This window comes from Nannocystis pusilla, from assembly GCF_026626665.1.
Lineage (GTDB): Bacteria > Myxococcota_A > Polyangia > Nannocystales > Nannocystaceae > Nannocystis > Nannocystis pusilla.
Genome location: NZ_JAPNKE010000002.1, coordinates 3,929,626 through 3,955,154, shown reverse-complemented (window position 1 = coordinate 3,955,154; position 25,529 = coordinate 3,929,626). Strand labels below are relative to the sequence as shown.

Here is a 25,529-nt window from a genome sequence, read left to right as displayed (position 1 = left end):
TTACAGATGGGGCCATGAAGACACGCAAGCTCGGTACCTCCGGCATCGACCTGTCCGCCATCGGCCTCGGCTGCATGGGCATGTCCGACTTCTACGGCCCCGCCGACGAGCAGCGCTCGCTCGCGGTCATTCACCGCGCGCTGGACGAGGGCGTCAACTTCCTCGACACCGCCGACATGTACGGCTCGGGTCGCAACGAGCAGCTGGTCGGCCGGGCGATCCAGGGCCGCCGCGACGCCGTCGTCCTCGCCACCAAGTTCGCCATCCGCCGCGGCCCGAACGGCGAGTTCCTCGGCGTGTCGGGCAAGCCCGAGTACGTCAAGGAGGCCTGCGACGCCAGCCTCAAGCGCCTCGGCGTCGACGTCATCGACCTCTATTACCAACACCGCGTCGATCCGGAGGTCCCGATCGAAGACACCGTCGGGGCGATGGCCGACCTGGTCAAGGCGGGCAAGGTGCGTCACCTCGGCCTCAGCGAGGCGGCGCCGGCGACGATCCGCCGCGCCTACAAGGTCCACCCGATCGCCGCGCTGCAGACCGAGTACTCGCTGTGGAGCCGCGACCCCGAGGACGAGCTGCTCGGCCTGTGCGCCGAGCTCGGCATCACGTTCGTCGCCTACAGCCCGCTCGGGCGCGGCTTCCTCACCGGCCAGATCAAGTCGATCGACGACCTCGCGGCCGACGACTTCCGCCGCCACTCGCCGCGCTTCCAGGGCGAGAACTTCCAGCGCAACCTCGACCTCGTCCGTCAGGTCGAGCGGCTCGCCGCGGCCCGCAAGGTCACCGCGGCCCAGCTCGCGCTCGCCTGGCTGCTGGCCCGCGCGCCCCACGTGGTCCCGATCCCCGGCACCCGCAGCGAGGCGCGCCTGGCCGAGAACATCGGCGCGGTCGACCTCGAGCTGACCGCCGAGGAGCTGCGAGCGATCGACGCCGTGGCGCCGCGCGGGGCCGCGGCCGGCGAGCGCTACCCCGCCGCGAGCATGCGCCAGGTCAACGGCTGAGCGGCCGGCGAACAGCGGCGGTCGAGCTCGTGCCGGCGACCGCGGAGCTGCAGACGAGAGGCCGTGGCGCGCGAACGCGGCCGGGGCGCGCGAACGCGGCCGTGGCGCGCGAGCGCGGCCGGCGAGCGCGGCTCGGAGGCGAATAGGCGCCGGTCGAGCGCCACGGCGAGAGGCGCCCGGCCGAGAACCTCGACGCGTGGTTCTCGGCCGGGCGCCCGAGAGCGTCGCCTTCGAGACATGTTTTTAAACACATGCGCGAAAGAGCATGTTCGATAAAACATGTCCCGAAGCGTCTCCGGCGCTCCGCGGGCCGGCGCTCCTGCAGATCCGGACGCCGCCCGTCGCGGCGCTCGCGCGACCGCGAGTGACGGCAGCGTCACCGCACCGTCGCTCGCGCGACGTCTGCGCGCGGCGCGTGGGCGCGAGTCTCGACGCGAGGCGGACGATGACGAGCGGAAGGGCGGACGCGACCGGCGCGTGATCGCGTGGGGCGCGGCGCGGGCGCGCGTGGCTGCAGCAAATGCGACGCGGCCTTTTCGGGCGCCGAAGGACGCGCTAGACGACCCGCATGTCCGCACGCCTTCGCCCCTCCACGCACCTCCTGCTGTCCTTCGCCGCGCTCCTCGCCTGCAGCCCGAGCGAGCCCGGCACCACCGACGGTACGACGGACGGCGCGAGCACCGGCGAGACCGACGCGACGACGTCGACCACCGCGAGCGAACCGACCACCGGCGACGCGCCCACCGGCAGCACGAGCGAGCCGACCACGGGCGAGGCGACCACCGAGGCGACCACGACGAGCAGCACGACCGAGGGGAGCACCTCGCCCGTCGACACGACGACGACGGGCGACGACACGACGACGACGACGACGGGCGACGACACGACGTCGACGACTGGCGACGACACGACGACGACGACGACCGGCGACGACACCAGCGACACGACGGACACGACCACCGGCTCGACCACCGACGAGACGACCGGCGGCGAGGGCCTCGGCCCCGACGCGCAGGCGGCGATCGACGCGCTCGAGCTGGTCGTCGACGGCGTGCTGTGGCCGAGCGAGTCGGACTACCCGTGGACTGTGTTCGGCCTGCCCGACGCGGCGCCGGTCACGGTCGACAACCTCAAGGAGCGGGTCGGCCCGCTGATCGTGGTCGACAACGGCGAGGCGCCGCTGGAGGAGCAGACGATCGAGGAGAAGCCGTGGGAGCAGATCTTCCTGCAGATGACGACGCCGCAGGACTGGTGGACGGACTACGAGATCATGCGCGCCGAGCAGTACGAGGCGATCCGCGACGTCCTCGACGCCCACCTGGTGAACCTGAAGATGTTCCGGATCGGCGAGCAGTCGGGCAACTGGCTGTCGGGCGCGATCGACATGTTCGTGATCGGCGAGACCGCCGACGGCGACCTGGTAGGGATCCAGACCGTCACCGTCGAGACCTGAAGGCCGAGCGCGGAGCCGGACGGGCCCGTCCGGCTCGCGGCCTGCCACGGACGGCGGGCCTCGCCGCGAGGACGATGAACATGCCCTTGAGAGCATGTTTTGACGGTCATGTCGAACGAGACATGTCGCCGAGGACATGCCCGAATCGACAGGTCGCGCGGCTCACTGCTTGTGGACCACGCCCTGGTCGTCGACCGTGAACGTCAGCTCCTCGCGCAGCAGCTGATTGCTGTCCTGCGAGCGCGACAGCATCACCGTGGCGGTGGCCTCTTCGAAGCCCTCGGCGACGGACAGCAGCACGCGGAAGGTCTGGGGCGTGCGGGGCGGGACGAAGCCGTCCCAGCGGGTCGTGCCGCCCTCGACGTTGAAGCCCTTGATGTAGACCTCGGCGACCAGCTTGTTGGTCTCGACGATGCCGGCGACCCGCATCTTGAGCACGAGCTCGACCTGGCGCGGGCCCTTGGGCTCGTAGGTGAGGTCGAGCTGGAGGTCGGCGGAGTCCTCCTTGACCGACTCGCTGCGCAGCGAGACCGGGCCGCCGGTGGGTTTGTGCGCGCAACCGAGGAGGACCGCCGCGAGGGCCACGGAGACGAGGGGGCGCATGGCACCGTCGGTTTACACCCGCGTCGCCGCGGCGTCAGCGGGGCTTCAGCCCGAACTGCAGCGCGAGCTCCAGGCCGAGGGACAGCTCCATGCCGCCGACGCGGAAGCGCGGGGTGCCGACCGCGTCGGCCAGGCCGACCACCTGGGCGCCGTCGTGGTCGTCGATCGCGAAGCTGCCGCCGAGCTCGATCCGCGGGCCGACGCGCAGGCCGAGGCGCGGCGACGGCTGGGCTCGCCAGCCGGGCGACAGCCGGAGGAAACCGCCCAGCAGCGGCGGACGGGCCAGGACGTCGTCGTCGCCGACGGCCAGCAGCGGCGCCCGCTCGCCCGCGCGCGTGATCCACCACGGCTCGATCGCCAGGCCGACCAGGATCGGCACCTCGAAGCTCTTGAGGCGCAGGGCGTAGCCGGCCGCGATCGCCACGCGCAGGCGGCCGAGGCCGGAGCCCGCCTCGGTCTGGCCGATCGCGCGGGCCTCGAGCGCGGCGGCGAAGCCCCGGGGGCTCCGCACCTCCAGGCCCAGCCCGCCGCCGCCGCCGGCCAGGGGCCCGCCGTACGCCGGCGGACCGACGCCGAGGACGGCCGCCGCGTGCAGGCCGAGGCCGAGCTCCCAGTGTGGCCTTTAAACATGTCTTCGGGGACAGGCTCTTTGGGACCTGTCGCTTCGGTCTGGACGGGCGGCGGCTCGGGCTCTGGCTCTGGCTCTGGCTCTGGCGCGGGCGGCTCGGGGGCGATCGCGGGCGGCGGGATCGCCACGTCCTCCGCGTCGGGGGCGACCGCGCCCTGCTCGACGGCGAAGATCAGGTTCGCCGCGGTGCTGGCGGCGACGCGGACTTCTTGCCCGATCTCGACGGCGAAGCTGCGCTCGTAGGCGCGGCCGTCCGAGGTGATCACGCGGATCGTCCCGCGCTCATCGGCGGCGCGGGTGAGCTGGAGATAGAGGTGCGGCGTCTCGGTCGGGGCCGCGCCGCCGTGGCGCTCGATCTGCAGCCGTGGCAGGCGCAGGCGCAGGGCCGCCAGCACCGCGGCCTCGTCGAAGCCGCGGATGTCGGCGCGCGCGGCCCGGAACTCCTGCGGCTCGCCGGCGGGGTCGCCTGTCTCCGGGGACATGCCCGATCCGGCAGCCGACCCGGCCGCGGGGGCGACCAGCAGGGCGACGAGCGTGCATGTCGGGGCGAGGAGCACGGGCCAGCCTAGCGCGTTTTAGCCGCAGCCGTTCTCGACGCACACCGCCGCGCCCAGGTAGGCGGAGTCGCAGCAGACGTCGAGGTCGCCGGTGCAGGCGGAGGGGCACGGGCAGGTGAGGCACTCGCCCGCGTACGTGTAGAGGCGGCAGTCGCCCGCGAGGCACACCTGGTCGCCGGGGCAGGGGCTGCCGCAGGCGTCGCAGTGCAGCGGATCCTCGCCGAGCACGACGCACGAACCGTCGCAGTCGGTGCGGCCGTCGCCGCAGCCCTCGAGGCACTTGCTGGCGTTGCACACCCCCTGATCGCCGCAGTCCTCGTCGCACTCGCCGCAGTGGTTCGGGTCGCTGCGGGTGTCGACGCAGACGCTGCCGCAGCGGACCAGGCCGTCGCGGCAGCGGCAGGTGCCGTCGTCGCAGCGCTCTCGCACCGGGTCGCAGGCGCCGTCGCAGCAGTTGCCCGCGGCGACGCAGTCGCTCCCGCACGGCTCCAGGCCTTCGGGGCAGCTCGGGTCTTCGCAGGCGGTGTCGCAGGTGGTGCCGCCGTCGCACCCTTCCTGTCCCTCGAGACACGTGGTACCGCCGTCGCACCCGGTCTGTCCTTCGGAGCAGGTCTCGGACTCGTGCGAGTCGTCGCTGTCCTCGCTGGCGTGGCTGGTGTCGTCGGTGGTGTGGCTGGTGTCGTCGGTCGAGCTCGCGCGGCCGATCGTGTACTCCTTGAGGCACGCGGAGGCGCTCGCCAGCGCCAGGACGGCGGCCAGGCCGAGGCGACGCGCGACCCTCGTGGCGGCGGGTGCGGCGAATTGCATGCGCGTCGCACCGGTCGCCGCGGGGTGCTCGGGGCTCGGGGTCCTCGGCGTGGCGCGCTTCGCCACGCGGGTCGGGGCGGTGCGCCCGGCGAGGCCCGGCTCGTCGATGCCGCTTGTCGCGAGCTCCACCGACGGAGAAGCGACCCGTGCCGGACCTCGCGCGGCAGCTTCGTCGCGCGGGGCGGCGAGGGCCGGGCTTGCCGGCGCTGCGAGCTGCGGGCGGCCAGAGGCGGCTCGGGTCACCGCGACGATCACGGCGCCTCCGCGCCGCCGGCGAGGGCGGCCTCGGCCTGCTTGCGGTGGGCGCCGGTCGGGTGGTGCTCGAGGTAGTCCTGCCAGCAGGCGGCGCGGGCGTCGGCCGGGCTGCGGCGGCACAGGCCCGCGCGCGCGTCGTCGGCGAAGCGGCCGCCGGGGAAGCGCCCCAGGTACTCGCGCCACACGGCGGCCTGACCGTCGCCGCCGCGGAGCTGGCGGGCCAGCGCGAACAGGTCGCCGTAGGCCAGCTCGGCGCGGGCACCCGCGCCGGGGAGGGCCAAGATCTCCCGGTACTTGCGCTCGGCGGCCGCGAGCTCGCCCTTCTGCCACAGCTGCTGCGCCTCGTCCTCGAGCGAGAGGCCGGCGGGCGCGGGTGCGGCGTCGTCGACCGGCTTGCGCCGGCGCGGGCCGTCCTTGGCGACCGCCTTGCGCGGTCGCGCCTCGGCCGGCTCCTCGGCCGCGGCAGAAGCTGCCCCTTCGAGCATGTCCTCGGGGACACTTGAAGATGTCGCTTCGGGCATGTCCTCGGGGACATCGGATCCTGGTGCTTCGGGCATGTCCTCACGGACAGCCGCGCGCCGCTCGCCGTCGACGTGGACCTCGGTGGTGCCGCCGACGCGCGTCTCGTCGTGGCGGCCGCCGGCGCCGTCGAGGGCCGCCGCGGTGCCGCGCTGGTCGGTCTGCCGGGCCACGAGGTCGGGGCCGACGACGGCCAGCAGGACGGCCGCGGCGAGGGCCGCGGCGACGCCGAGGATCACGCCGACGCGGCGGCGCCGGGGCACCTGCGGCGGCGGGATGCTGGCCAGGCGGCGCTCGGCGAGCTTGCCGTCGAGCTCGGCCTTGAGCGCGCGGGTGAACGGGGTCAGCGCCTCGGCGTCGTCCTTGCCGTCGCCGGGCGCGAGCGGAGCCACGGGCGGCAGGGCTTCGGCGCGCGCGACCGCGTCGGCCGGCACTGCGGCGGGGTCGAGCTCGCGGGCGCGAGCCAACATGGCCGCAAAGTCAGGTGTGGGCCGGGCCCTGGCGACCTGCCGATCGAGGTGGTCGGCGGCGTCGCGGGCGAACGGCGCGAGCTCGGGCGGGAGGCCGTCGTCCTCATGCGTCGCCATGGTCGCGCTCCTTGTCGTGAGAGTCTTCGGTGAGCCAGCCGAGGCGCACGAGCTCGCTGCGGATCCGGGCGCGGGCCCGGGTGGCACGCACGCGCAGGTTGCCGGGCGAGATGCCGAGCTCGGCCGCGGCCGCGGGCACCGGCATGTCCTGCAGGTCGCACAGCACGAACGCCTCGCGCAGCTGCGGCGGCAGGGTCTCGAGCACCGCCATCAGGACCTCGGCGCGGCGCTGCCGGAGGTGCGCGCTCTCCGGGGTCGGCGTCGGTGCCGGAGCTGCGCTGGGCGCTGACGACCTCGAGACGATCCATGGCCTGGTCGCCACGGTAGCGCGAGCGCCAATGCTTGCGCACGATGTTGACGGCGATCCCCCGCAGCCAGCCGGCGAACGAGCCCCGACCCTCGAACTGGGCCAGGCCGACGAAGGCCCGCGCGAAGGTCTCCTGGACCAGGTCCTCGGCCGCGGCGGTGTCGCCGGTGAGATAGGCGAGGTGGCGGAACACGCGGTCGAAGTGCTCTTGATAGAGGCGCGACCAGGCTTCGATGTCGCCGCCGCGGGCGCGTTGCAGGAGCTCGGCCTCGCGGTCCTCCGCTTCGGAGGCGCTCGGCGTCGAGCCCGGACGTAGAAGTTGTAGGAGCGAACCCACTCGACCCTCAGGTACCCGATCCCGCCGCGGTGTTACAGGCGAGCGCGTCGCGCGGAAACGCTCGCGCGGGGCGGTGAAAATCTTTCCCACACCCTGTAACAACCTCGCAGGTCCGGGGACTCGGAGGCGGAGACCCACACTCATGCGCATCTTCGGCACTTCGATCCTTTCCCTGTCCACGTTCTTCTTCCTGGTCGGCTGTGACATCGAGATCAACGGCAAGCTCGCGGACGACCAGGCCGACGACGACAAGGACGGCGAGGGCGACTCGCAGGGTGAGGGCGAGGGTGACTCGCAGGGTGACGGCGAGGGCGACGGCGAGGGTGAATCACAAGGCGATGGCGACGGCGAGTCGCAGGGCGACGGCGACGGCGACGGCGATGGCGACGGCGACGGCGATGGTGACACGCAAGGCGATTCGCAGGGCGAGGGCGACACGCAGGGCGACGGCGGCGAGGGCGACACGCAGGGCGACACGCAGGGCGACGGCGGCGAAGGCGACACGCAGGGCGATTCGCAGGGCGACGGCGGCGAGGGCGACACGCAGGGCGACTCGCAAGGCGACGGCGGCGAGGGCGACACGCAGGGCGATTCGCAGGGCGACGGCGGCGAGGGCGACACGCAGGGCGACGGCGGCGAAGGCGACACGCAGGGCGACGGCGGCGAAGGCGACACGCAGGGCGACGGCGGCGAGGGCGATTCGCAGGGCGACGGCGGCGAGGGCGACACGCAGGGCGACGGCGGCGAGGGCGATTCGCAGGGCGACGGCGGCGAAGGCGACACGCAGGGCGACGGCGGCGAGGGCGACACGCAGGGCGACGGCGGCGAAGGCGACACGCAGGGCGACGGCGGCGAGGGCGACACGCAGGGCGACGGCGAGGGCGACACGCAGGGCGAGGGCGAGAGCGAGGGCGACACGCTCTGATCGGGCCGCTCACTCACGACAGCGAGCCGATCTCGCTGCGGCTGCCTGCGCCTCGGGGCGCATGCAGCCGATTCGTCCGCGAGGGCGACGGCGTAAAAAATCGCGCGAACGTGTGGCCGAGGCGCTGCGCATTTCGAGCCGAGGTCGCGGCACCTGCGGGTGATCGGATCGCGTCGATCGAGCGAGAGTCGAGCGCGAGCCTCGGAGTGCGACGCCGATCGCGACGACGCGCCGGAGCCGACCACCATCGGTCGGCCCGGCGCGTTGCACCGTCACGCGACTGCAGGGCTCAACGATCCTGCTGGCCCTTGTCGTCGACGTCCGTGCGATCGCCCATGTCGGTGCGATTGCGGTTCGGGTAGTCCTGCTGCTGGACGTCGCGGTCGGTGCGCGGCGTGCTGGCCGGCGAGTCGGTCTGCTGGCGGCCGCCCTGCTGCGGGTTGCGCTGACGCTCGTCCTGGGTCTGGCCGGTGCCGCGATCCTGGCGGGTGCCCTGCTGCTGCTGCGGATTCTTCTGGTTCGGAGTGGTCATGGTCGTTTCTCCTGATCTGTCCTTCGGGCCAGGCGTTCGTTCGCCCGTCCGAGGCTCGGCGTCGGGAGCATGGTCGGCGCAGGGGATCGAGCAACTGGCGAATTCGAGCGGCAGCGCGGCGAAACGAGTCAGGTATGCGAGGAGGACGCGGTCCGGGGGCGCGACCGTCGTTTGACCGTGGCAGGGCCCGCTCTTCGATTCCTCGGCGAGGATCGACAACGCGCTCTCGAGGCCGCTGCGCCCTGGCTCGGTCGCGCGAGCTGCGTGGCGTGCTCGACTGCCGCGAGCGGGCTCAGGTCACCAGCTCGGCGAACATTCGCAGCATGGGCTCGGTGAACAGCGGCGACGGCAGAATGGTGCCGCCGAGCGCCCACGCCCGGGCCAGCGGCAGCGGCCAGCGGCGCACCCGCAGGGGGCCCTCGACCGCCAGCAACACACCCTGCAGCGAGAAGAACGCGGCTGTCCGCAAGACCATGTCGAGGTCGAGCGAGGCGGCGACGATCCACGTGTGAAGGGCGACGCTGACGGCGAACGCGAGCGCGAGGCCGGCGCCGGCGTGACCGCGGCGGGCCAGCGGGACGAAGCAGTGCTGGCGCAGCCAGCGGTTGACGACCAGGTTCCAGCGCTCGCCCCAGAAGTCGCGCAGGCTGCGGGCGAGGATCGGGTGGCGCTGGACCGGCGGCACGCGGGCGCCGAGCAGCCGGCCGATGCCCTCGAGCAGGCCGGCGGCGGTCTCGGCGAAGGCGTAGATGAAGGCGCACCCGGCCAGCCAGCGCAGCGGAGCCCGCCGTGGTGCGGCGCCAGGACCACGCCTGTCCACAAGGACATGTACATGAAGGCAGCCGCGATCGCGGTCCGCGACCACACCGCGAGGTCGAAGCGCGGAGGGGCCCACTCGCAGCGGCGGCTGTCGACGATCGCCAGCACGTGCACGACCCGGCGCACCGGCCCGAACTCGCGCGGCTCGCGGGCGAGGTCGATCAGGCGGGCGAAGCCCCAGAACGCCGCGGCGGCCAGGAGCGCGCGGAGGAACGGGGAGCCGGCGCCGAACGGGGCGAGGAAGGCCGGCAGGGCGACGAGCAGCCCGAGCGCGCGCCGCAGCGGAGAGCCGGCGGTGACGAGGGCGGCGAGGACGAGGAGCGCGAGCATCGTCGCGCGCAGTGTACCCGGCCGGCGCCGCGCTCGACCAGCTGGCTCGTGGGACAGGTCACAAGTCGGGCGCGCCGCCGCGCCGCGGCGACGATCCCGCGGCGCGCACGCGCGAGCGCACCCGGCGTGAGCCCGACAATGATCCGACGCGACCGGCACGTCGAGGGCGTGGACTCGCGGAGAGTCGCAGGTCGGTCCCGCCGAGTTGCTCGTCGCCGAGAGGTCGCGAGCGCGGATACCCGACAGAAGGGTCTCGCGGCGGTTCGCAGCGAAGCAGGCTGGGCCCGCTGAGCTGCTCGTCTCCGAGAGGGTCGAAAGCACGGACCGACGACAGGGCTCGCCCGAGGTTCGCAGCGAAGCAGGCTGGGCTCGCTGGGAGGCTCGTCGTGCGGGCACGCGAGCGCGGACACGCGAGGGGCGGCGCTCACGGGCAGAAGTCGCCGAGCGGGTTCTCCGAGCTGCAGGTGTTGAGGCTCGCGTTCTGGCCCTTGGGCACGCTGACGGTCTCGAGGTGGATGTGCGGGCCCGAAGAGCAGCCGGAGTTGCCGCTGTAGGCGACGAGCTGGCCCTGATCGACGTGGCTGCCGTTCTGGATCGCGGGCCCGAGGCCGTCGATGTGGAGGTAGTAGACGAACAGATCGTTGGCCGGGTTGTTCGGGTCGCCGCAGTCGGACTTCAGCTTGACGTAGTTGAAGGCGTTCCAGCACTGCATGCTGCAGCCGTTGTCGTAGCAGTTGGGCAGGCCGGTCTGCTGGCCGACCACGGTGCCGGCGATGCCGGCGTAGATCGGGGTGCCGAGCGCGACGCCGTAGTCGATGCCGTAGTGCGAGCCGCCGTTGCCGCAGGCCGAGAAGGCCTGCGTCACCACGCCGGGCGGGACCTGCAGGCAGCACTCGCCGCCGTTCGGCACCGCCTTGCACGCGTCGGCCACGCCCGGCGGATTCACCTGGCAGCCGTCGGGGCACACCGTCTTGCTCGCAGTCTGGCCGCCTGCACAATCGTACAGGTCGTTCGGGTCACCTTGGGGCAGGCTCTGGCCGCAGTAGAGGCCGTCGCCGCTCATCGCTCCCTGGCACGGATCGCCCTCGGGGTTGCAGGCGTCGGCGACTCCCGGCGGGTTGACCTTGCAGCCGGCGCTGCACGACGTCTGCCCCGCGGTCGCGCCGTTCTGACAATTGTAGAGGACCGTGGCGTCGCCGCCCATCAGCGTGCCGCCGCAGTAGAGGCCGTTGCCGCTCATCGCCGAGGCGCACGGATCTTGCGCGATCGGTTTGCACGCGCCGGCCTCGCAGCCGCCGGGGCAGGGGGTCGCCGACTGCGTCGAGCCGCCGGCGCACTGGTAGAGGCTGCTGTGATCGGCGAGACCGCCGAGCTCGCCGCCGCAGTGCGGACCGTCGCCGACGCCGTCACACGGATCCGCGGGCATGCTCGGATCGGTGGTGCTCGTGGTGAGCGGACCCTGCGTGGTGCCGTCGCCGGTGCTCGTGCCGGTGGACGGGTCGGGTGCGGTGGTCGTCGGACACAGCGTGAGCTGCTCGCACGGCACAGCGGTGCTCGCGCTGTCGCTGCCGGTGGGACCGCCGCTGCTGCCGGAATCGCTCGCGTCGGTGGTGGCGCCGGCGGTCACGGCGGACGCGCTCGTGATCGTCCCCGCCGACAACCCCGAAGGTCCTGCGGACTCGCCGCAACCGAGCGTGATCGTGACAGCGAGGACAGCCGACGTGAGCGGGTGCGAGCGAACCATCGCCTCCGACGATACTCGCGCGCTGCGCCGTGCGACAAGGCAGGGCTGGGCGAGCCGCGATGAATCGCGAAACTTGGCCATGCGCCTAACATTATCGCTCGCTCGCGTGTTCGCCGTGTCGCTCGTCGCCGCCGGATCGGGGGCGTGCGGCGACGACGAGAAGGGCGGTGCCTCGGGGTTCGCGACGGGGACCGGGTCGACGATGGCGACGACCGACGCCTCGACGACCGCGCCGACCACCAGCGAGCCGACGACCCACTCGACCTCGACATCGGCGACCTCGACCTCCACCACGGCGCCGACGACGACCGAGCCGGTGCTGCCGACCGAGGCCACGAGCACGAGCACGTCGACGAGCGAGGCGACCACCGACGAGACGACGTCCACGGCGACGACGACCACCGACGACAGCACGGGCACGACCGGCACCGAGGAGTGCGGGGCGCCCGGCATCTTGCTGGTGTGCGACAAGGACGACGACACCGATCCGTTCCACGCGATCGGGGTCGGCTGTCCGGGGCCGAGGAGAACACCATCCCGATCAGCGACCCGGTGTTCATGTCGCAGCCGATCGCGTGGCGGGCCGCGCGGGGCTTCGGCACCGCCGAAGATCCGAACGCGCCCGGCGAGCTGCTGTTCCGCCCGCGCGAGGGCGAGAAGTTCCTGGTCCTCAGTACAGGTCGCGTCGCCAACCTCGACGGCGACGGCGTCCTGGTCGAGACGATGTCGCAGTTCGACAACGACAACAACTTCAACCCCGACATGCCGAACGCCCTGCCGGCGCCGATGAGCCCGTTGATCGGGTCGAACGCCGGCCAGGGCGGGACGCCGTTCGCCGGGTGCGACGGGGTCAACGACTGCTCGGACAGCATCGAGCCCAACTGGACGCTCGGCAACGGCGACCCGAACGACCTGCTGTTCGGCTCGTTCACCGTCGAGGTCCCGCCCGGGGTCGACGGCTTCCTGTTCGACGCGGTGTTCTTCTCGTCGGAGTACCCCGACTTCGTCGGCGGCACCTATAACGACATGTTCATCGGCTGGTCGACCAGCGAGGCGTACACCGGCAACGTGACGTTCTTCGCCGGGCAGCCGTTCACGGTCACGTCGCTGGCCGAGGCGATGGTTAACGCCGGCTACGTCGACGACGCGCCCGAGCTGGCCGGCACCGGCTTCGAGTCGCACGGCACCACCGGCTGGGTGACGATCCAGGCCCAGGTGGTCCCGGGCGAGACGTTCACGTTCGCGTTCGCGATGATGGACATGGGCGACAGCAGCAAGGCCACGGTGACGGTGGTCGACCACTGGCGCTGGGACTGCAAGGGCTGCGTGCCGCTCGAGGTCGACCCGCTGTGCGGCACCGAGGGCCACCCGAAGTGCTGCGGCCTGTGCGTCGACCCGCTCGACGATCCGATGTGCGGGACCGAAGGTCACCCGGCCTGCTGCACGGCGGGGTGAGCCCGAGGCGGTGACGAGCGGCGCCGTGACGCGCGCGAGCGCGGCCTCGTGAGCGACCGGCCGACCGGATTGTGCCAGTCCGCGCGATTCGGCGACGGCGTCCTCTCGTCGTTGCCGCGTCCGCAGCCTTGAACTACGCTGCTCGACGATGGCCGATCATGCCCCGCTGCAACGGCGTGCTCCCGCTCCTGTGCCGCGAGGTCGCCATGGTGGCCGCATGTCCGATAGAACATGTGCATCGGACAATGTTCTTAAGGACACTCCGACGACCCTCCGCGTGGCTCGGCCGGAGCATCCGCACGAGATCGAGGCGGAGCGAGTCGTCCGTGACGATGAAGGATCGGCGAAGCGACGCCTGGTTCTGTCCCAAATCGGTCCGCGATCGGGGCAGGGGGAGCCGTCTTCCCGGTTCGGTGGAGGCGGGACAGAGCCCGTCGATCCGGAGGTGGCACGCTCGATCGCCGCGTTGCGCGAGGAGGTCGGTCTGCCGCTCGACCGCAGAGTCCGCGAGCGGATCGAGCCGCGATTCGGGCGCTCGCTCGGGCATGTCCGGGTCCACACGTCGACTGCGGGAGAAGCGGCCGCACGGGCGATGGGTGCGTCGGCGTTCACGCTGGGGCGCGACATCTTCCTCCCCCGCGCGAACGAGCGCGGGCGAGAGCGCCTGCTCGTGCACGAAGTGAGTCACACGCTCCAGCGGGGCGAGCCGCACACGATCTTTCGGAGCCCGGCCCGGTCCGTGAACGAGCCGACCGCCGCGCCGGACATGGAAAAGCGCGCGTGTTCCGAGGACGAACAGCGCGCGCTCCAGCGGTCGCTCGTGCGCTCACGAGAGCTGGTGCTCCGGGCCCGTCGCCGGCTGTTCACGCTCCGCGGCGGGCGGGCGCGCAAGGCGATGTTCGGCGACCGCTCGCTCGCCAACCTCGTCACGATGCACGCCCAGCTGACGCAGCTCGCGGACAGCCTGCGCGACGCGGCCATGGGCGAAGGGACAGCGAGCCCGTCGCGGCCGCGGCTGCTCTGCTCCGACGTGACCTCCGCCGCCGCTTACAACCAGGAGCACACCATCGTGTTCCGCAGTCCGCTCCCGACTGCCGAGCGAGCGCTCGACGAGATCGTGATCCACGAGTTCGCCCACAGCCTGCTCGGTCTGGTCGCTGTCGATATCTACACCCAGGATCAACTGTTCTACCGGCTGCGCGAGCTGCCCGCGTTCGCCCGCGGCGAGAGCATCCATCAGCGCAACGCCGAGAGCTACGCGGCCTTCGTCCTGTTCCTGGCCTCCGATGATCCCGATCTGGAAAAATACCTCGATCAGACGAGGCAAGAGGCCGGCGTGCAGTTCGCCGACGTGCGCTGGCAAGAGGGTCCCGGCGCGCCGGAGGAGGATGAGCGAGAGCGAGGGGAATCCTCGGTGCTGAACGCGCTGGCGATCGTGCAGTACGCGTTGCGGAGCATCGAGCGGTCCAGCACGCATCTGATGCACGCGCTCGGGAATCTCACCCCGGAGAGGGAGATGCAGCTCTACCATACGCATCCCTTCGCGGCCCATATCCCCTGGGGGAAGGGACGTCCTTCGGCCGATGAAGTCGGCCTTGTGGAGCGTCTGATAGCGAAAGCCAAGGTGTTGGCTGCGATCATGCAGAAGCTCGTCTTCGTCGAGATGATCGGGGCGCCCAACACCAGCGCGGAGCCCCGGCAGAGCCGTCAGATAGGCTGGATCGGCGACCGGGAGTCGCAGTCGGGTGAGGAGGTCCGATTTGACTTGCCCCGCAGAACGCTTCTGGTCACACGGCAATTCTTCACCAAGGCCCGAGCCAGTCAGATCCGGTGGATCGTCACGGCGCTGGTCGAGCGCGCGCTGGGGCCGGTCCCGCTCAACATCTCGCTCGGCGAGTCTCCGACCGCCGCGCAGAGCGAGTCTTTGCGTGAATGGGGGGCCGTCCAGAGCATGGTGGCGGGCTGGGGCAACACCTTGAGCGGTGGTTAGCCGCGAGGCTCGTCGTCTCTCGCCATTGTGAGTGACAGGGGGCAGCTTACGCAGGTAATCTCCTCGACGGGATCATGTCGAGCTCCGCGAGCACAGCGACGCGAGCCCTCGGGCGAGCGGGGGCGGGTTTGCTGCTGTGCTCGGCGCTCGGCGCTTGCCCGCGGCCGGCGCCGCCGCGTTCGATTCCGTCGGGGAGGAAATTCGCGGCCGAGGCCGCCGGACGTGTTCTACAACACCCGAGTGTGCTGTGCAGTCGCGCTGCCGAACACGGAGCGGACGATGGTTCATTTTTTCTGCAAGACCGCGGTGGCTCAGCCTCCCGTGGTCGGATTCTTCATTCCGTACCGCTTCGTGGACAGCGATTTCGACGGCTACGCCGATGACAGCGACTGCTGCCCTGACTTGCCCGAAGATTTCGATGGTCACGCGGACGAGGACGGCTGCCCGGATTGCGACAACGACGGTGATGGAATCCCGGAGATCGGGCTGCTCGCGGTCAGCCCGGCCAGCGTGAATACCGCTGGCTCGCGGGGCCCGGCTGCGAGGCGGACCCGTCGATCGCGGGCGAGATCGAGTTCCCGCCGCGGCGCTAGCTAGCAGCGGGGCCGTGGCGAGAGTCTTTCGGGCGTGCCCTTCTCGTCGTCCCACGAGCTGCTCGACCGGGACGCGGTGTTGGTCGCCCGACCCGTCGCTCGCAGGCGAGGTCGAGTCCCGCCGCGGTAGCCGGCTCGGCCGGGGCAAAGACGGTGGCTCGACCGGGCCCTTCTAGAAGACATGTCTTTCGGGACATGTCACCCGCTGCGGTCGTCCCGGGGACCGGCGCACGTGGGGCTGCGGACGCGGAGATCTACCCAGGCGCCGGGGCCCGTCCGGGGCTCGCGGCGGCGAGAGAGCGCGGACGCGCGGAGGTCTTCATGGTCGGCGTCGCCGGCGACAGTGGTTCTCACGTCGGCGATGGGATAGGGTGGCGCCATGGCTCTGCGCTCTGGCTTTCGTCATGTGTCCCTTGGTTCATGTTCCCTCGTAATCGCGCTGGCTGGCTGTTCGACGGCCGCGAGCGGCACCGGCGGGTCGACGGACAGCCTGTCCGACGGCCAGACGTCGGGGAACTCGACCGGCTCGCCCAGCTCCGACACCGAGGCCCCGCCGACGACCTCGAGCGCCTCGACCGACACCTTCCCGGGCACGTCGACCGACGACGGCACCACGCTGGCGACCGGCGAGGCGACCAACACGATGGGCGTGGACACGACCACCGGCGACGCGACCACCGGGCCGGCGACGACCACGAACGACTCTCTCGGGACCACCACCGGCATCGACAGCACGGGCACCGAGACCAGCGACGCGTCGACGGATGGGACTACCACCGAGGGGACGTCGACGACCGACCCGGTCGACGACGACGACGACGACGACGACATGGTGCCGGACGCGGACGACAACTGCCCGGCCGACGCCAACCCGATGCAGGAGGACACCGACGGCGACGGTCAGGGCGACGCCTGCGACGAGGACGACGACAACGACACGGTCCCCGACCCCATGGACAACTGCCCGCTGGTGCCCAACCAGGACCAGAAGAACACCGACGGCGACGTGTTCGGCGACGTCTGCGACGACGACCTCGACGGCGACGGGATCCCCAACGCCGAGGACCCGTTCGCCAACGACGGCAACCTGCCCGGCGTGACGACGCCGTTCAAGATCTACGCCCACTCGTCCGGCAACCTGTACACCGTCGACGTCACCGACCCCTACGCGGTGGCGATGGTCAGCAACTTCAAGTTCTCCAACGACGGCTGCGACCACTCGGTGACCGACGTGGCGATCGATCGCTGGGGCGTGCTCTACGCGGTCACGTTCGGCTGCGGCTACGTGGTCAACCCGCAGACGGCCCAGGCGTACAAGCTCGGCACGCTGCCGCAGAGCTTCAACGGCCTGACGATGATCCCGAAGGGCGTCCTCGACCCCAACAAGGACACGCTGGTCGGCATCGCCAACTCGGGCCAGTGGTACAAGCTGACGCTGCAGAACGGGATGTTCAACATCCAGCAGATCGGCCAGTACGGCGCGGGCTACACCTCGGCCGGCGACGCGTTCTCGATCGAGGGCGTCGGCACCTACGGCGCGGTCAACAAGCAGGGGGTCGGCGGCACGGTGATCGTCCAGGTCGACCCTGCCACCGGCGCGGTCCAGAGCGAACTGGCGACGCTGGCCCAGAACCCGGCGGTCTACGGCCTGGCCGGCTGGGAGGGGCTGATCCTGGCGTTCGACTCGAGCGGGCAGATGTTCCGCATCGACCCGCAGACGAAGGTGGTCACGCCGCTCGGCAACAAGGGCGTCAGCTGGTGGGGCGCCGGCGTCGGCACCGTGATCCCGCAGTGAGCAAGAGGGCGAGGGCGGCCCAGCCGCCGGCCTCGCCCCCGCTGCTGCAGCCGCACGCCTCGTAGACCGGCGGCATCGTGGCGGTGTCGCCGGTGGTGTCGCCGGCGGAGTCGCTCGCGGTGGCGCCGGTCGTGCCGGTGCCCGTGTCGTCGGTGGTGCTCGCTGCGGTGGTGTCGGTGACGGGTCCCATGGTCGGCGAGGTGCCCCAGGCCGGCTCGTCCTCGGCCTGGATGACCCCCGTGGTGGTGGCGGCGGGGGCGAAGAGGGCGAGAGCGAGGCCGAGTGCGTGGACCATGCCGGGAGGATAGGCGGGTCCGCGGCCGGCTGTCCACTCGCCGGCCGCGGGCGAGCAAGATGTCCTGAGGGACAGGCCGACCGGAGGTCACGCCGCGGCCGGCGAGCGACGCCCGACCTCGCAGGCGAGCCGAGGCGGGCCTGCGAGGCGCCGGGTCGGCAGGGACTTCTCAGGATGGCGACATGGACATGTCTGAAAGGTCATGTCCATGAGGGGCGCGGGTGCGACGCGCGACCTCGCCGGCGCGGGCAGGCCGGGACCGGCGAGCGAGGGGCGCGGGCCGGCGACATGGACATGTCTTAATGGTCATGTCCGTGAGACGGGCGCGCGAGCTCGCCGGTACGGGTGCGCCTCATGAGATGTCACATGGGACATGTCGAAAAGGAAATGTCCTGTGGGTCATGAACTCAGGCGGGCTTGCGGATCGCCCAGTGCACGTCGAGCGGGGCGTCGCACAGGCCGATGTGGTGCGACTCGAAGTTGATGGCGTTGCGCTGACCCAGCGGGGCGCTCTCGCCCTCGGTCAAGGTTACGTCGGCGCCGCCGAGCGTGAACTGCAGGTCCCACAGCTCCGCGGGCTGGCAGCAGCCCATGCAGTCGCAGGTCTCGACGCTGTGCGGCGTGACGGTGAGCTCGGCCGCGCCGGCCTGGGTGGGCGAGAGGCCGTGGCCGGCGTGGTAGACGGCGGGCTCGCCGGGGGCCTGGAGGTCCCACACGGAGATGGCGGCGAACTGACAGCCGCCAAAGCCCTCGACGCGGTCGACGACGATCCGCGGGCAGGCCGGCATGAGCGGCAACCAGGCGGCGGGGGCCGAGACGCTGAGGGTCCACGGGTCGGGGATCAGGCAGTTGTCGCCGCAGGCGCAGCCGTCGAGCTGCCACACGGGGCCTTTTTGCGGGCTGATACGGGTGCCCGTGAACTCGAGCGGGCCGCACGGGACGGGCTTGCCCGTCTGCGCCAGCTCGGCGCTGACGGTGTCGCCCTCGACGCCGCACACGCCGCCGCCGGTGGTGGTCTCGGGGTCGGTGGTGCTGACGGTCGCAGGCTCGGTGGTGCTCGGGGTGGTCGGATCGGTGGTGGTCGCGGTGGTCGGATCGGTGATGGTGCCCGGGTCCGTGGTGGTGGCGGGCTCGGTGGTGCTGGCAGTGGTGATCGTGGTGATCGTGCTCGCGCCGGTCGGCTCGGAGGTGGTCGTCTGCGCGTCGGTGGTGGTGGGGCCGGTGGTGGTGTCGGGCCCGGCCGTGGAGGTCGTGGTCGTGGCTTCGCTGCCGGAGGTCATCGCGGTGGTGTCGTCGGCGCAGGCCACCGCCACCACGGCGAACATGGATAGGGCGAGTTCAAGGCGAGGCATGCCCCAAGGGTAGCGAGTCCGGACGCAGCGCGCCCGTGACGTCCGCGGCCTGCCGGGGGCAGTGCTGCAGCGGGCTCGGCGAGGACGGTCGCAAGGCTCGCGCGAACGACGAGCTGCGCCGGGATGGCCAGCGGCCAGCGGTTCCGTCGCGCGGCCGCAGGAGCTTCGGCACGGATGCTGGAGGTTGCGCGGCCGACAGGGCGTGCGCGAGCGCGACGGGTGAGGTGCGAGCGCGAGGACGGAGGGACGCGCGAGCGCGGTGCGTGAGAGGTCGCCTAGGGCGTCTTTTCGCCGGCCGGGACGGGGAAGGGCAGGCGGTTCTCGGCCAGGGGGACGGGGCAGGTCGCGTAGGCCGTGAAGGCGCACGGGGGTTGTGCGCGCGGTTGAAGTCGAGCAGGACGGTGCCGTCCTGCGGCAGCTCGGCGAGCAGGAAGCGACCGCCGTGGTAGGTCTCGCGGCCGCTGGTGCGATCGCTGAAGACGAACAGGAGAGAGTCGCCGCCGGGGCCGTGCTCGAGGATCGGGGTCAGGCGGTGCTCCTGGCCGTCGACGGTGAAGACGGCGGTGCCGGGGACCTGAGCCGGCTGGACGGTGCCGAGCACGGTGGGATGCTCGATGGTCCGCGGGGTCGCGAGCGGCTCGAAGCGGGCGCGGATCAGCCACGCCGGGTCGAGGGCGAAGGTGGCGATGCCGGTGAACTCGCGCCGCTCCTCGGCCTGGTGGTCGTAGAGGCGCAGGCCCAGGCGATCGCCGCGGGCGATGACGAGGAAGGTGAAGCGGTCGCCGAGCTCGACGCGATCGGCGGGCTGGGCGGGATCGACGTCGGAGCGCAGGACGACGTCATGGATCGCTTCGCCGCGGATCGTGGCGTCGACGCCGGGCGCGAGGCGCAGGCGGACGCGCCCGTCGGCGAGCGCGAGGACGCCGACCTCGGCCGGCGCGCCGGCGGGGAAGACGATGTCGGCGCTCGGATCGGCGCCGAGGCGGTATTCGCCCGGCTGCAGCCAGTAGAGCCCGGCGAGGGCGAGCCAGCCCTGCGGGGCCCGCAGCGCCTCGATCCGCGCGGCGTGCCAGCGGGCGTGCTCGGCGGCGTAGGCCGGCTCGACGGCCGGGGGCGGCGGCGCCTGCGGATGGCAGGCGGGGAGAGTCACGGCGAGCAGGAGCGCGGCGCGCAGTCCCTCGGAGAGCAGGTGACGCATGGGTCGGGCGAGGCGGCGAGAAGGTGTCCCGGGGGACATGTCACGGGCGTGGGTCGAGATGTCCCGAGGGACATGTGATGTGGCTGTCCTTCAGGACATGGAGCGCGGTCTGAGATGTCCCGGAGGACATGTCGCAGCGCTCAGAAGGTGATGCCGACGTCGAAGATGAAGCGGCCGTTGCGGTCGTCGATCGGCTTGACGTTGCCGGGGGCGATCGAGTTGGGCAGCAAGATCGCGTAGCCGAGGGCGAGGGTGACCAGCTTGATGTCCCACTTGAGGAAGTTGATGCCGACGCTGCGGCGGAAGTCGCGGGCGAACTGCACCTGCGACCAGCGCTGGGTCAGGATCCCGAAGTCGAAGAACAGTGAGTGGTGGATCTTGCCGCCGAGGAAGTCGTTGAGCGAGGTGACCTGCAGGGCGATGCTGGCGAGGGCGCGGATGTGGCCGCCCTGGGCGGTGTAGTGCAGGCGCTTGAAGCCGTCGCCGGTGTCGATCTCCTCGATGTCGACGAGCATCGTCTCGGGGAAGATGCCGCGCAGACCGAGGTCGGCCGTGCCGCCGCCCCAGTAGCGCCAGATCTCCGGCACGCCCGCCGCGCCCGAGCCGCCCGGCAGGGTCGGCAGCGGGATGGCGTGGCCGTAGCGCAGGGCGTAGCGGAAGTTGAGGCGGCCCGCGGTGCGCGGGATCGGGATGAAGTGCTGGAAGGCGAGGTCGGTGCGGATGAACCAATCCTGGCCGCCGAAGTAGGGCGAGGCGAAGCGGAGGTCGCCCTGGACGATGATGCCCTTGTCGGGGTTCGAGGGGTTCTCGGTGTTGTTGTAGGTGAAGCCGGCCGTGAGCGCGCCGGTGCGGTCGGAGACGATGGCGTCGCGGCGGTTGACGACCGAGGGCAGGCCGAGCTCGGTCTCGGGGGTGAAGGCCGGCTTGGCGACGTCCTGCGAGATGTTGCTCTTCTGGATCAGGTAGCCGACGTAGAGCTGGAGCGAGCGGCTGCGGCTGTAGCTGAGGGTGATGTTGCCGACGGCGAGCTCGATCGGGCCGCGCGCCGGGGTGACGCGCCGCTGGTACTGGCCGTTGATCTCGAGCGTCAGCGGGGTGGCGAAGATCCGCGGGCGCGCCAGGCGGCCGCGGACGCTGCGCTCGTAGCAGGGCTGGCCGGCGCAGTCGCCGAGGAAGGGGACGTTGCTCGAGAACTGGCTGGTGTTGAAGCCGTAGTGGCCGAGGACGTCGAGGTCCCACGCGGTGCCGAACAGGTTGGGGAAGATCGGGTGGAGGAACACGTAGAACGGGTCGAGCGTGGCCAGGCCGACGCCGCCCTGCAGCTTGACCGAGACGTCCTTCGACTCGCGCATCTCGAGCACCTGGTGGACGGTGCAGCGCTCGCCCGGGGCGTCGTCGAGGTCGCAGCCGGTCGGGTAGGCGGTGAGCTCGGTGCTCTCGGCGACGTCGAGGCCGTCGACGTTGGCCCGCGACTCGTCGGCCCTGGCCCGCGAGTACACGCCGCCCGGCTTGTGGGCGAACTGCCGCCGCAAGATCCAGCTGCGCGTCTTGAAGTTGCCGCGGATGACGGTGTCGCCGAACACGCCGGGGCGGCCCTCGTAGACGCTGATCTCGCTGTCGACCTCGACCGCGCTGCCGCTGGCGTAGGCCTGGCACAGGCCGACCTCGGGGTCGACGAGGCGCCTGGCGTTCGGGACAGGTTTGACCTCTTTGGTCTTCGGGTCGGTGTAGAGCCAGCGCAGCTCGGCGTCGGCGACCGGGAAGCCGTCGTTGCGGTAGTTGTCGACGATGCCCTGCTCGACGTCGCGGTCGAGCGAGGTCGCCAGCGGGATGCCGCCGGGGCGGTCGTCGCCCTTGTGGCGCAGGGCGGTGCCGCGGAGCATGCGGGTCGCGCCCCACTCGCCGCGCTCGTGGTGCGGCTGGCCCTCGATCTCGCGGTCGCCGGGGACGGGGCCGTCGAGGTAGCGGACGACCTCGGGCTTGCGCGAGGTGAACACGCGCGGGCCCGGCTCGACGCTGACGCGCACGTAGAGCTCGGCCCGCGACTGCTTGCGCAGGGCGGCGAGGCCCTTCGGGTCGAGGTCGCGGGCGGCCCAGGCGGCGAAGGAGTCGCGGCGCAGGATGGTCTCGACGTCGACGTCGGCGTACTCGCCCTTCTTGTCGAGGCCGTCGGGCCAGAAGGCGACGCGCACGCCGGCCTGGGCGCACAGGTAGCCGGCGTCGGCGAACTTGGCGAGGAGGGCCGAGAGGTGGTCGACGACGGCGGCCTCGGTGAAGGTGCCGGGGGCCCGCAGCACGCGCTCGTCGGCGAAGTCGCGCTCGAGCCGCTCGCGCACGCCGCGGGGGACGCCGCGGCCGACCACGAGGTCGAGCTTCTTCATGCGCACGACCGGGCCCTCCTTGATCTGGAAGGTGAGGGCGCCGGGGGCGTTGCCGTAGTCGTCGAAGCGGCCTTCGACCTCGGCGAGGAGGAAGCCCTTGCTCTGGTAGAAGGAGCGCAGGTTGGCGGCCTCGCGCTGGGCCGTCTGCGCGCTCGGGGCCTCGCGGCGGGAGAACAGCTGCAGCTCGTTGCGCAGGCGCTGCTCGGAGTAGCTGCGGCGGCCGATGAAGGCGGTCTTGACGCCCGGGCCCAGGTCGACGTTGACGGTCAGCGGCAGCTTGCCGGTCTTCGGGATGTCCTCGGGCTTGAGGTCGTCGTAGCTGGTCTCGACGCGGACCTGCGGGTAGGGCAGGGCGAGCCGCGAGGTGGCGGTGCGGCGGATGAGGGCGTCGCGCGGCTCGGCGAACTGCCGCTCGACGCGCTCGCGGCTCTCCTCGACGCGCTCGCGGGTGATGCGGGCGGGGAACGGCGTGGCCTTGACGCGCGGCCAGAAGGCGCGCCGGATCCACCCCTTGTCGTCCTCGGAGACCTTGCCCACGACCTTCACCTGGCGGAGCGGGACGCGGTACGCGGGGCCCTTCTCGAGGAACACCCACAGGTCGACCTCGTCGCTGGCGCGCCCGCAGGTGAGGCCGAGCGAGGCATCGCCGCGCAAGTAGCCCTTGTCGTAGAGGTAGCGCTTGAGACGGTCGACCTCGTCGGCCTCCCACTTGGTGCAGGCGGCGTCGCCGGGCTCGCACACCTGCGGCCGCTCCTTGCGCAGCTTGCGGGGCGAGACGCACACGCCGCGAGACAGCGAGCCGGGCCGCGAGTTGATGCTGAGCTCGCGCTGGACCTCGGTCTTCGACAGCGGCAGGTGGCCGCGGATCCGCACGCGGCGGATGCTCTGGCCCGGCTCGACGCGGATCGTCAATTCGTTGGCGCCGGCGGGCTCGAACTGGGCGCGGTAGCCGAGCTGCTGCAGCTGGGCGGAGATGGCGGCGGGGATGAGGTAGCCGGTGCCGAGGTCGAGGATCTTGCGCAGGCGGACGCCGTCGTCGCCGGGCAAGAACTTGTCGCCGACGACGCGGGCGCGCTCGATGCGGGCGAACACGACGCCGGGGTCCTCGCCCTCGAGGACGGGGCGGACGCTGAGCTCGACCTCGCCGGCGCCCTTGGGCTCGAGGGCGATGACATAGGCGCCCTCCTCGGCGGTGAGGTCGAGCTGGTAGTAGAGGAGGGCGAAGTCCTTGCCGCTGAGGCTGACGACGCAGGCGGTGCCGCGCAGGGTGGTGCCGCGCTCGCGCGCGCCGACCTCGAAGCCGCCGCGGTCGCGCAGGCTGTCGAGCGCGCGGTCGATGAGGCCGAACGGGTCGGCGCCGGCGTCGACGCGGGCGCAGGTCGGGCCGCTGGTGACGACGCTCGGGGCCGGCATCTCGGGCCCCTCCTCGGTGGTGGTCGGCGCCGCCAGCTCGCTGCCCTCGCCCGGCGGCTCCTCGCTCGGCGGCTCGGCGGCCGCGCCGGGCACGTCGGTGATGCCGGCAGGCGCGGCCGGCGGGGCCGGCTGGTCGGGCTTGGCCGGCGGCTTGGTCGTCGGATCGGCGGGCTTGCCGGCCGGGGTCTGGGTGTCCTTGGGGGCAGGTCCTTCGGGACCTGGCGCTTCGGTACTGTCCTGAGGGGCAGGTCCTTTGGTACCTGTCTCTTTGTTTTCGCTCGTCGGGGCGGGCGTCGTGGTGATCGGCGCCTGCGAGCCGGGCGGCGGGCTCGTCGTCGGAGCGGCCCACGCTGGCGCCGCGGCCCCCGCAGCAGCAGCGCTCGTACACGCGAGCGCGACGACGGCGAGCAGTCGCGTCAGGGTCCGGCGCCGGGCGAGGCGGCGGTCAGCGCAGGCTGGGAAGCTGGTATTCAAGGCGCAGCTCGAGCGAACGCTGGCGGAGAGGGTCGAAGATGATGCGCTCGTTGAAGTAAGAGCGGCGGTTGTCGCGGAACTCGAGGACGGCGGAGTCGAGCAGGCGGAAGCGGACGCGCCAGTCGTAGCTGTTGCGCAGGAGCAGGCCGGGGTAGCCGCGGGTGTAGCCGGCGCCGATGGTCAGGTTGCCCCAGTCGGTGCGGAACCACGGGCGCGGGGTCTCGGCGTTGACCTCGACGCCGAGCTGGCCGAGCTGGGCGCCGACCTGCGGCAGGTACGGGGCGAGCCGCGGGACCGACTTCTCGACGTAGCGGTTGAGGTTGATCTCGGTGAGGTTGCCGACCAGGCCGAGCGGGCGCCCGAGCAGGCCGCCGGAGCCGTAGCGGCGCACGTTGGCGTCGGCGACCTCGCGGTTGCCGCTGCCGAGGATGGCGTAGTCGACGCACTCGCGCTGGGTCCGGCTGCGCGCCCGCGTGTCGCCGAGGACGCTGCAGCGGAAGGTGATGGCGTCGAGGGTGCCGCCGAGGATCAGCGACATCTGCCGCGGCTGGTTGTCGATGTAGACCGGCTCCTGCCGCTGGGCGCGGACGTCGACCTTGCTCGACGACAGGTTGTTCTCGAGCAAGACGCGGCCGAAGGTGATGTCGTAGGCGCCGTTGAGGATCGCGACGTCGAGCACGCCGGCGGTGACGTCGACGCGGCCCGACATCTCGAGGTCGGCGATCGTGCCGCCGATCGCCAGCGAGACCGAACCCTCGACGCCCTTCATGATGTTGTTGTCGACCCGGAAGGGCGTGGTCGTGCGGAGCCGGAGGTCGAGGTTCATGTCGCGCAAGATCTCGGGCGGCGGGGCGGACGGCGCGGAGGTCGGATCGGCGAAGGATAACACCTTGACGCCCTGCTGCGCGTCGCGCACCCAGCGGCCTCGGGCGACCTGCACGTCGCCGCGCAGGGTCTGGACGTCGCGCCCCTCGAGGACGATGCCCTTGCCCGAGATCGCGGCGTAGAGCTGCGGCCGGCCCGAGTTGTCGAACATCTTGTACTGCACGTCGTCGACGTCGACGCGCAGGCTGCTGCTCTCGAGGCGCGAGAAGTCGGGCGCGAGCACGACGTTGCCCCACGCCACGAGCGAGCCGCGGTCGCCGACGCGGGCCCGCAGGTGGCCCTCGGGCGCGGCGA

Annotated in this window: 20 protein-coding genes and 2 pseudogenes; 9 read left to right on the top strand and 13 right to left on the bottom strand. The window is 72.0% G+C overall.

Going from position 1 to position 25,529, the window contains the following annotated elements:
- The first annotated feature begins 14 nt into the window (after positions 1-14).
- Positions 15-1,001, top strand: a complete 987-nt coding sequence (locus OV079_RS17270) for an aldo/keto reductase (protein ID WP_267769877.1) — start codon at positions 15-17, stop codon at positions 999-1,001.
- A 568-nt stretch (positions 1,002-1,569) separates the two neighbouring features.
- Entirely contained in the window at positions 1,570-2,454 is an 885-nt protein-coding gene (locus OV079_RS17265; RefSeq protein WP_267769875.1) for a nuclease A inhibitor family protein, read from the top strand.
- 162 nt (positions 2,455-2,616) lie between these two features.
- On the opposite strand, the gene OV079_RS17260 is transcribed toward OV079_RS17265, so the two are convergent.
- Together OV079_RS17260 and OV079_RS17255 are read right to left on the bottom strand one after the other, a co-directional pair.
- Positions 2,617-3,057, bottom strand: coding sequence for a hypothetical protein (locus OV079_RS17260; RefSeq protein ID WP_267743637.1), 441 nt, complete (start codon positions 3,055-3,057; stop codon positions 2,617-2,619).
- Between the two features lie 34 nt (positions 3,058-3,091).
- Entirely contained in the window at positions 3,092-3,568 is a 477-nt protein-coding gene (locus OV079_RS17255) for a hypothetical protein (RefSeq protein WP_267769873.1), read from the bottom strand.
- A gap of 326 nt (positions 3,569-3,894) precedes the next feature.
- Between OV079_RS17255 and OV079_RS17250 the strand changes: the two genes are divergently transcribed.
- Positions 3,895-4,254, top strand: a complete 360-nt coding sequence (locus OV079_RS17250) for a hypothetical protein (protein ID WP_267769872.1) — start codon at positions 3,895-3,897, stop codon at positions 4,252-4,254.
- 6 nt (positions 4,255-4,260) lie between these two features.
- Here OV079_RS17250 and OV079_RS17245 read toward each other — a convergent pair whose 3' ends face one another.
- From OV079_RS17245 to OV079_RS58055, 4 genes and pseudogenes are all read right to left on the bottom strand, one after another.
- The gene (locus OV079_RS17245; RefSeq protein WP_267769871.1) at positions 4,261-5,178 is read right to left on the bottom strand and encodes a hypothetical protein; all 918 of its coding nucleotides are present in this window, start codon (positions 5,176-5,178) and stop codon (positions 4,261-4,263) included.
- Between the two features lie 122 nt (positions 5,179-5,300).
- On the bottom strand, positions 5,301-6,410 hold the full coding sequence (locus tag OV079_RS17240; protein WP_267769870.1) for a hypothetical protein: 1,110 nt from the start codon (positions 6,408-6,410) through the stop codon (positions 5,301-5,303).
- A complete protein-coding gene (locus tag OV079_RS55990) occupies positions 6,397-6,732 on the bottom strand; it encodes an RNA polymerase sigma factor (RefSeq protein ID WP_267769869.1) in 336 nt (111 codons plus the stop codon). Before OV079_RS55990 ends, OV079_RS17240 begins: the two co-directional genes overlap by 14 nt.
- Before the next feature lie 10 nt (positions 6,733-6,742).
- Positions 6,743-7,198, bottom strand: a pseudogene (locus OV079_RS58055) (RNA polymerase sigma factor); the annotation flags it as partial.
- On the opposite strand from OV079_RS58055, the gene OV079_RS17230 reads away from it, so the two are divergent.
- Positions 7,197-7,979, top strand: coding sequence for a hypothetical protein (locus tag OV079_RS17230; RefSeq protein WP_267769868.1), 783 nt, complete (start codon positions 7,197-7,199; stop codon positions 7,977-7,979). The pseudogene OV079_RS58055 and the gene OV079_RS17230 overlap by 2 nt on opposite strands.
- A 289-nt stretch (positions 7,980-8,268) precedes the next feature.
- On the opposite strand, the gene OV079_RS17225 is transcribed toward OV079_RS17230, so the two are convergent.
- On the bottom strand, positions 8,269-8,511 hold the full coding sequence (locus OV079_RS17225) for a hypothetical protein (RefSeq protein ID WP_267769867.1): 243 nt from the start codon (positions 8,509-8,511) through the stop codon (positions 8,269-8,271).
- A 292-nt stretch (positions 8,512-8,803) separates the two neighbouring features.
- Positions 8,804-9,331, bottom strand: a complete 528-nt coding sequence (locus OV079_RS17220; protein WP_267769866.1) for an MBOAT family protein — start codon at positions 9,329-9,331, stop codon at positions 8,804-8,806.
- Between the two features lie 107 nt (positions 9,332-9,438).
- Here OV079_RS17220 and OV079_RS17215 point away from each other — a divergent pair, with 107 nt between their 5' ends.
- Positions 9,439-9,951: a hypothetical protein gene (locus OV079_RS17215; RefSeq protein ID WP_267769863.1), complete on the top strand. Its 513-nt coding sequence runs from the start codon at positions 9,439-9,441 to the stop codon at positions 9,949-9,951.
- A 133-nt stretch (positions 9,952-10,084) separates the two neighbouring features.
- On the opposite strand, the gene OV079_RS55985 is transcribed toward OV079_RS17215, so the two are convergent.
- Positions 10,085-11,887 (bottom strand): M23 family metallopeptidase, encoded by a 1,803-nt coding sequence (locus OV079_RS55985; RefSeq protein ID WP_267769862.1) that lies wholly within the window; start codon positions 11,885-11,887, stop codon positions 10,085-10,087.
- A 75-nt stretch (positions 11,888-11,962) separates the two neighbouring features.
- On the opposite strand from OV079_RS55985, the gene OV079_RS17205 reads away from it, so the two are divergent.
- From OV079_RS17205 to OV079_RS58050, 4 genes are all read left to right on the top strand, one after another.
- Positions 11,963-12,859: a choice-of-anchor L domain-containing protein gene (locus tag OV079_RS17205; RefSeq protein WP_267769861.1), complete on the top strand. Its 897-nt coding sequence runs from the start codon at positions 11,963-11,965 to the stop codon at positions 12,857-12,859.
- Positions 12,860-13,304: 445 nt separating this feature from the next.
- On the top strand, positions 13,305-14,849 hold the full coding sequence (locus tag OV079_RS17200; RefSeq protein ID WP_267769859.1) for an eCIS core domain-containing protein: 1,545 nt from the start codon (positions 13,305-13,307) through the stop codon (positions 14,847-14,849).
- Between the two features lie 222 nt (positions 14,850-15,071).
- Positions 15,072-15,446 (top strand): hypothetical protein, encoded by a 375-nt coding sequence (locus OV079_RS17195; protein WP_267769857.1) that lies wholly within the window; start codon positions 15,072-15,074, stop codon positions 15,444-15,446.
- 375 nt (positions 15,447-15,821) lie between these two features.
- A complete protein-coding gene (locus tag OV079_RS58050) occupies positions 15,822-17,237 on the top strand; it encodes a thrombospondin type 3 repeat-containing protein (RefSeq protein ID WP_267769856.1) in 1,416 nt (471 codons plus the stop codon).
- Here the strand turns inward: OV079_RS58050 and OV079_RS17185 are convergent.
- From OV079_RS17185 to OV079_RS17170, 4 genes and pseudogenes are all read right to left on the bottom strand, one after another.
- Positions 17,194-17,532, bottom strand: coding sequence for an MYXO-CTERM sorting domain-containing protein (locus OV079_RS17185; protein WP_267769855.1), 339 nt, complete (start codon positions 17,530-17,532; stop codon positions 17,194-17,196). The two genes, OV079_RS58050 and OV079_RS17185, sit on opposite strands and share 44 nt — an antisense overlap.
- 407 nt (positions 17,533-17,939) lie before the next feature.
- On the bottom strand, positions 17,940-18,884 hold the full coding sequence (locus OV079_RS17180; RefSeq protein ID WP_267769854.1) for a hypothetical protein: 945 nt from the start codon (positions 18,882-18,884) through the stop codon (positions 17,940-17,942).
- A 275-nt stretch (positions 18,885-19,159) separates the two neighbouring features.
- A pseudogene (locus tag OV079_RS17175) lies at positions 19,160-20,082 on the bottom strand (DUF1684 domain-containing protein).
- 140 nt (positions 20,083-20,222) lie between these two features.
- Positions 20,223-24,350, bottom strand: a complete 4,128-nt coding sequence (locus OV079_RS17170; RefSeq protein WP_267769852.1) for a BamA/TamA family outer membrane protein — start codon at positions 24,348-24,350, stop codon at positions 20,223-20,225.
- Positions 24,351-25,529 lie beyond the last annotated feature (1,179 nt).

Coding starts and splice junctions, on each gene's coding strand:
- OV079_RS17225 (WP_267769867.1), bottom strand. CDS start 8,511: ATGACCACTCCGAACCAGAAGAATCCGCAGCAGCAGCAGGGCACCCGC.
- OV079_RS58050 (WP_267769856.1), top strand. CDS start 15,822: ATGGCTCTGCGCTCTGGCTTTCGTCATGTGTCCCTTGGTTCATGTTCC.
- OV079_RS17260 (WP_267743637.1), bottom strand. CDS start 3,057: ATGCGCCCCCTCGTCTCCGTGGCCCTCGCGGCGGTCCTCCTCGGTTGC.
- OV079_RS17185 (WP_267769855.1), bottom strand. CDS start 17,532: ATGGTCCACGCACTCGGCCTCGCTCTCGCCCTCTTCGCCCCCGCCGCC.
- OV079_RS17265 (WP_267769875.1), top strand. CDS start 1,570: ATGTCCGCACGCCTTCGCCCCTCCACGCACCTCCTGCTGTCCTTCGCC.
- OV079_RS17270 (WP_267769877.1), top strand. CDS start 15: ATGAAGACACGCAAGCTCGGTACCTCCGGCATCGACCTGTCCGCCATC.
- OV079_RS17240 (WP_267769870.1), bottom strand. CDS start 6,410: ATGGCGACGCATGAGGACGACGGCCTCCCGCCCGAGCTCGCGCCGTTC.
- OV079_RS17180 (WP_267769854.1), bottom strand. CDS start 18,884: ATGCCTCGCCTTGAACTCGCCCTATCCATGTTCGCCGTGGTGGCGGTG.
- OV079_RS17230 (WP_267769868.1), top strand. CDS start 7,197: ATGCGCATCTTCGGCACTTCGATCCTTTCCCTGTCCACGTTCTTCTTC.
- OV079_RS17205 (WP_267769861.1), top strand. CDS start 11,963: ATGTCGCAGCCGATCGCGTGGCGGGCCGCGCGGGGCTTCGGCACCGCC.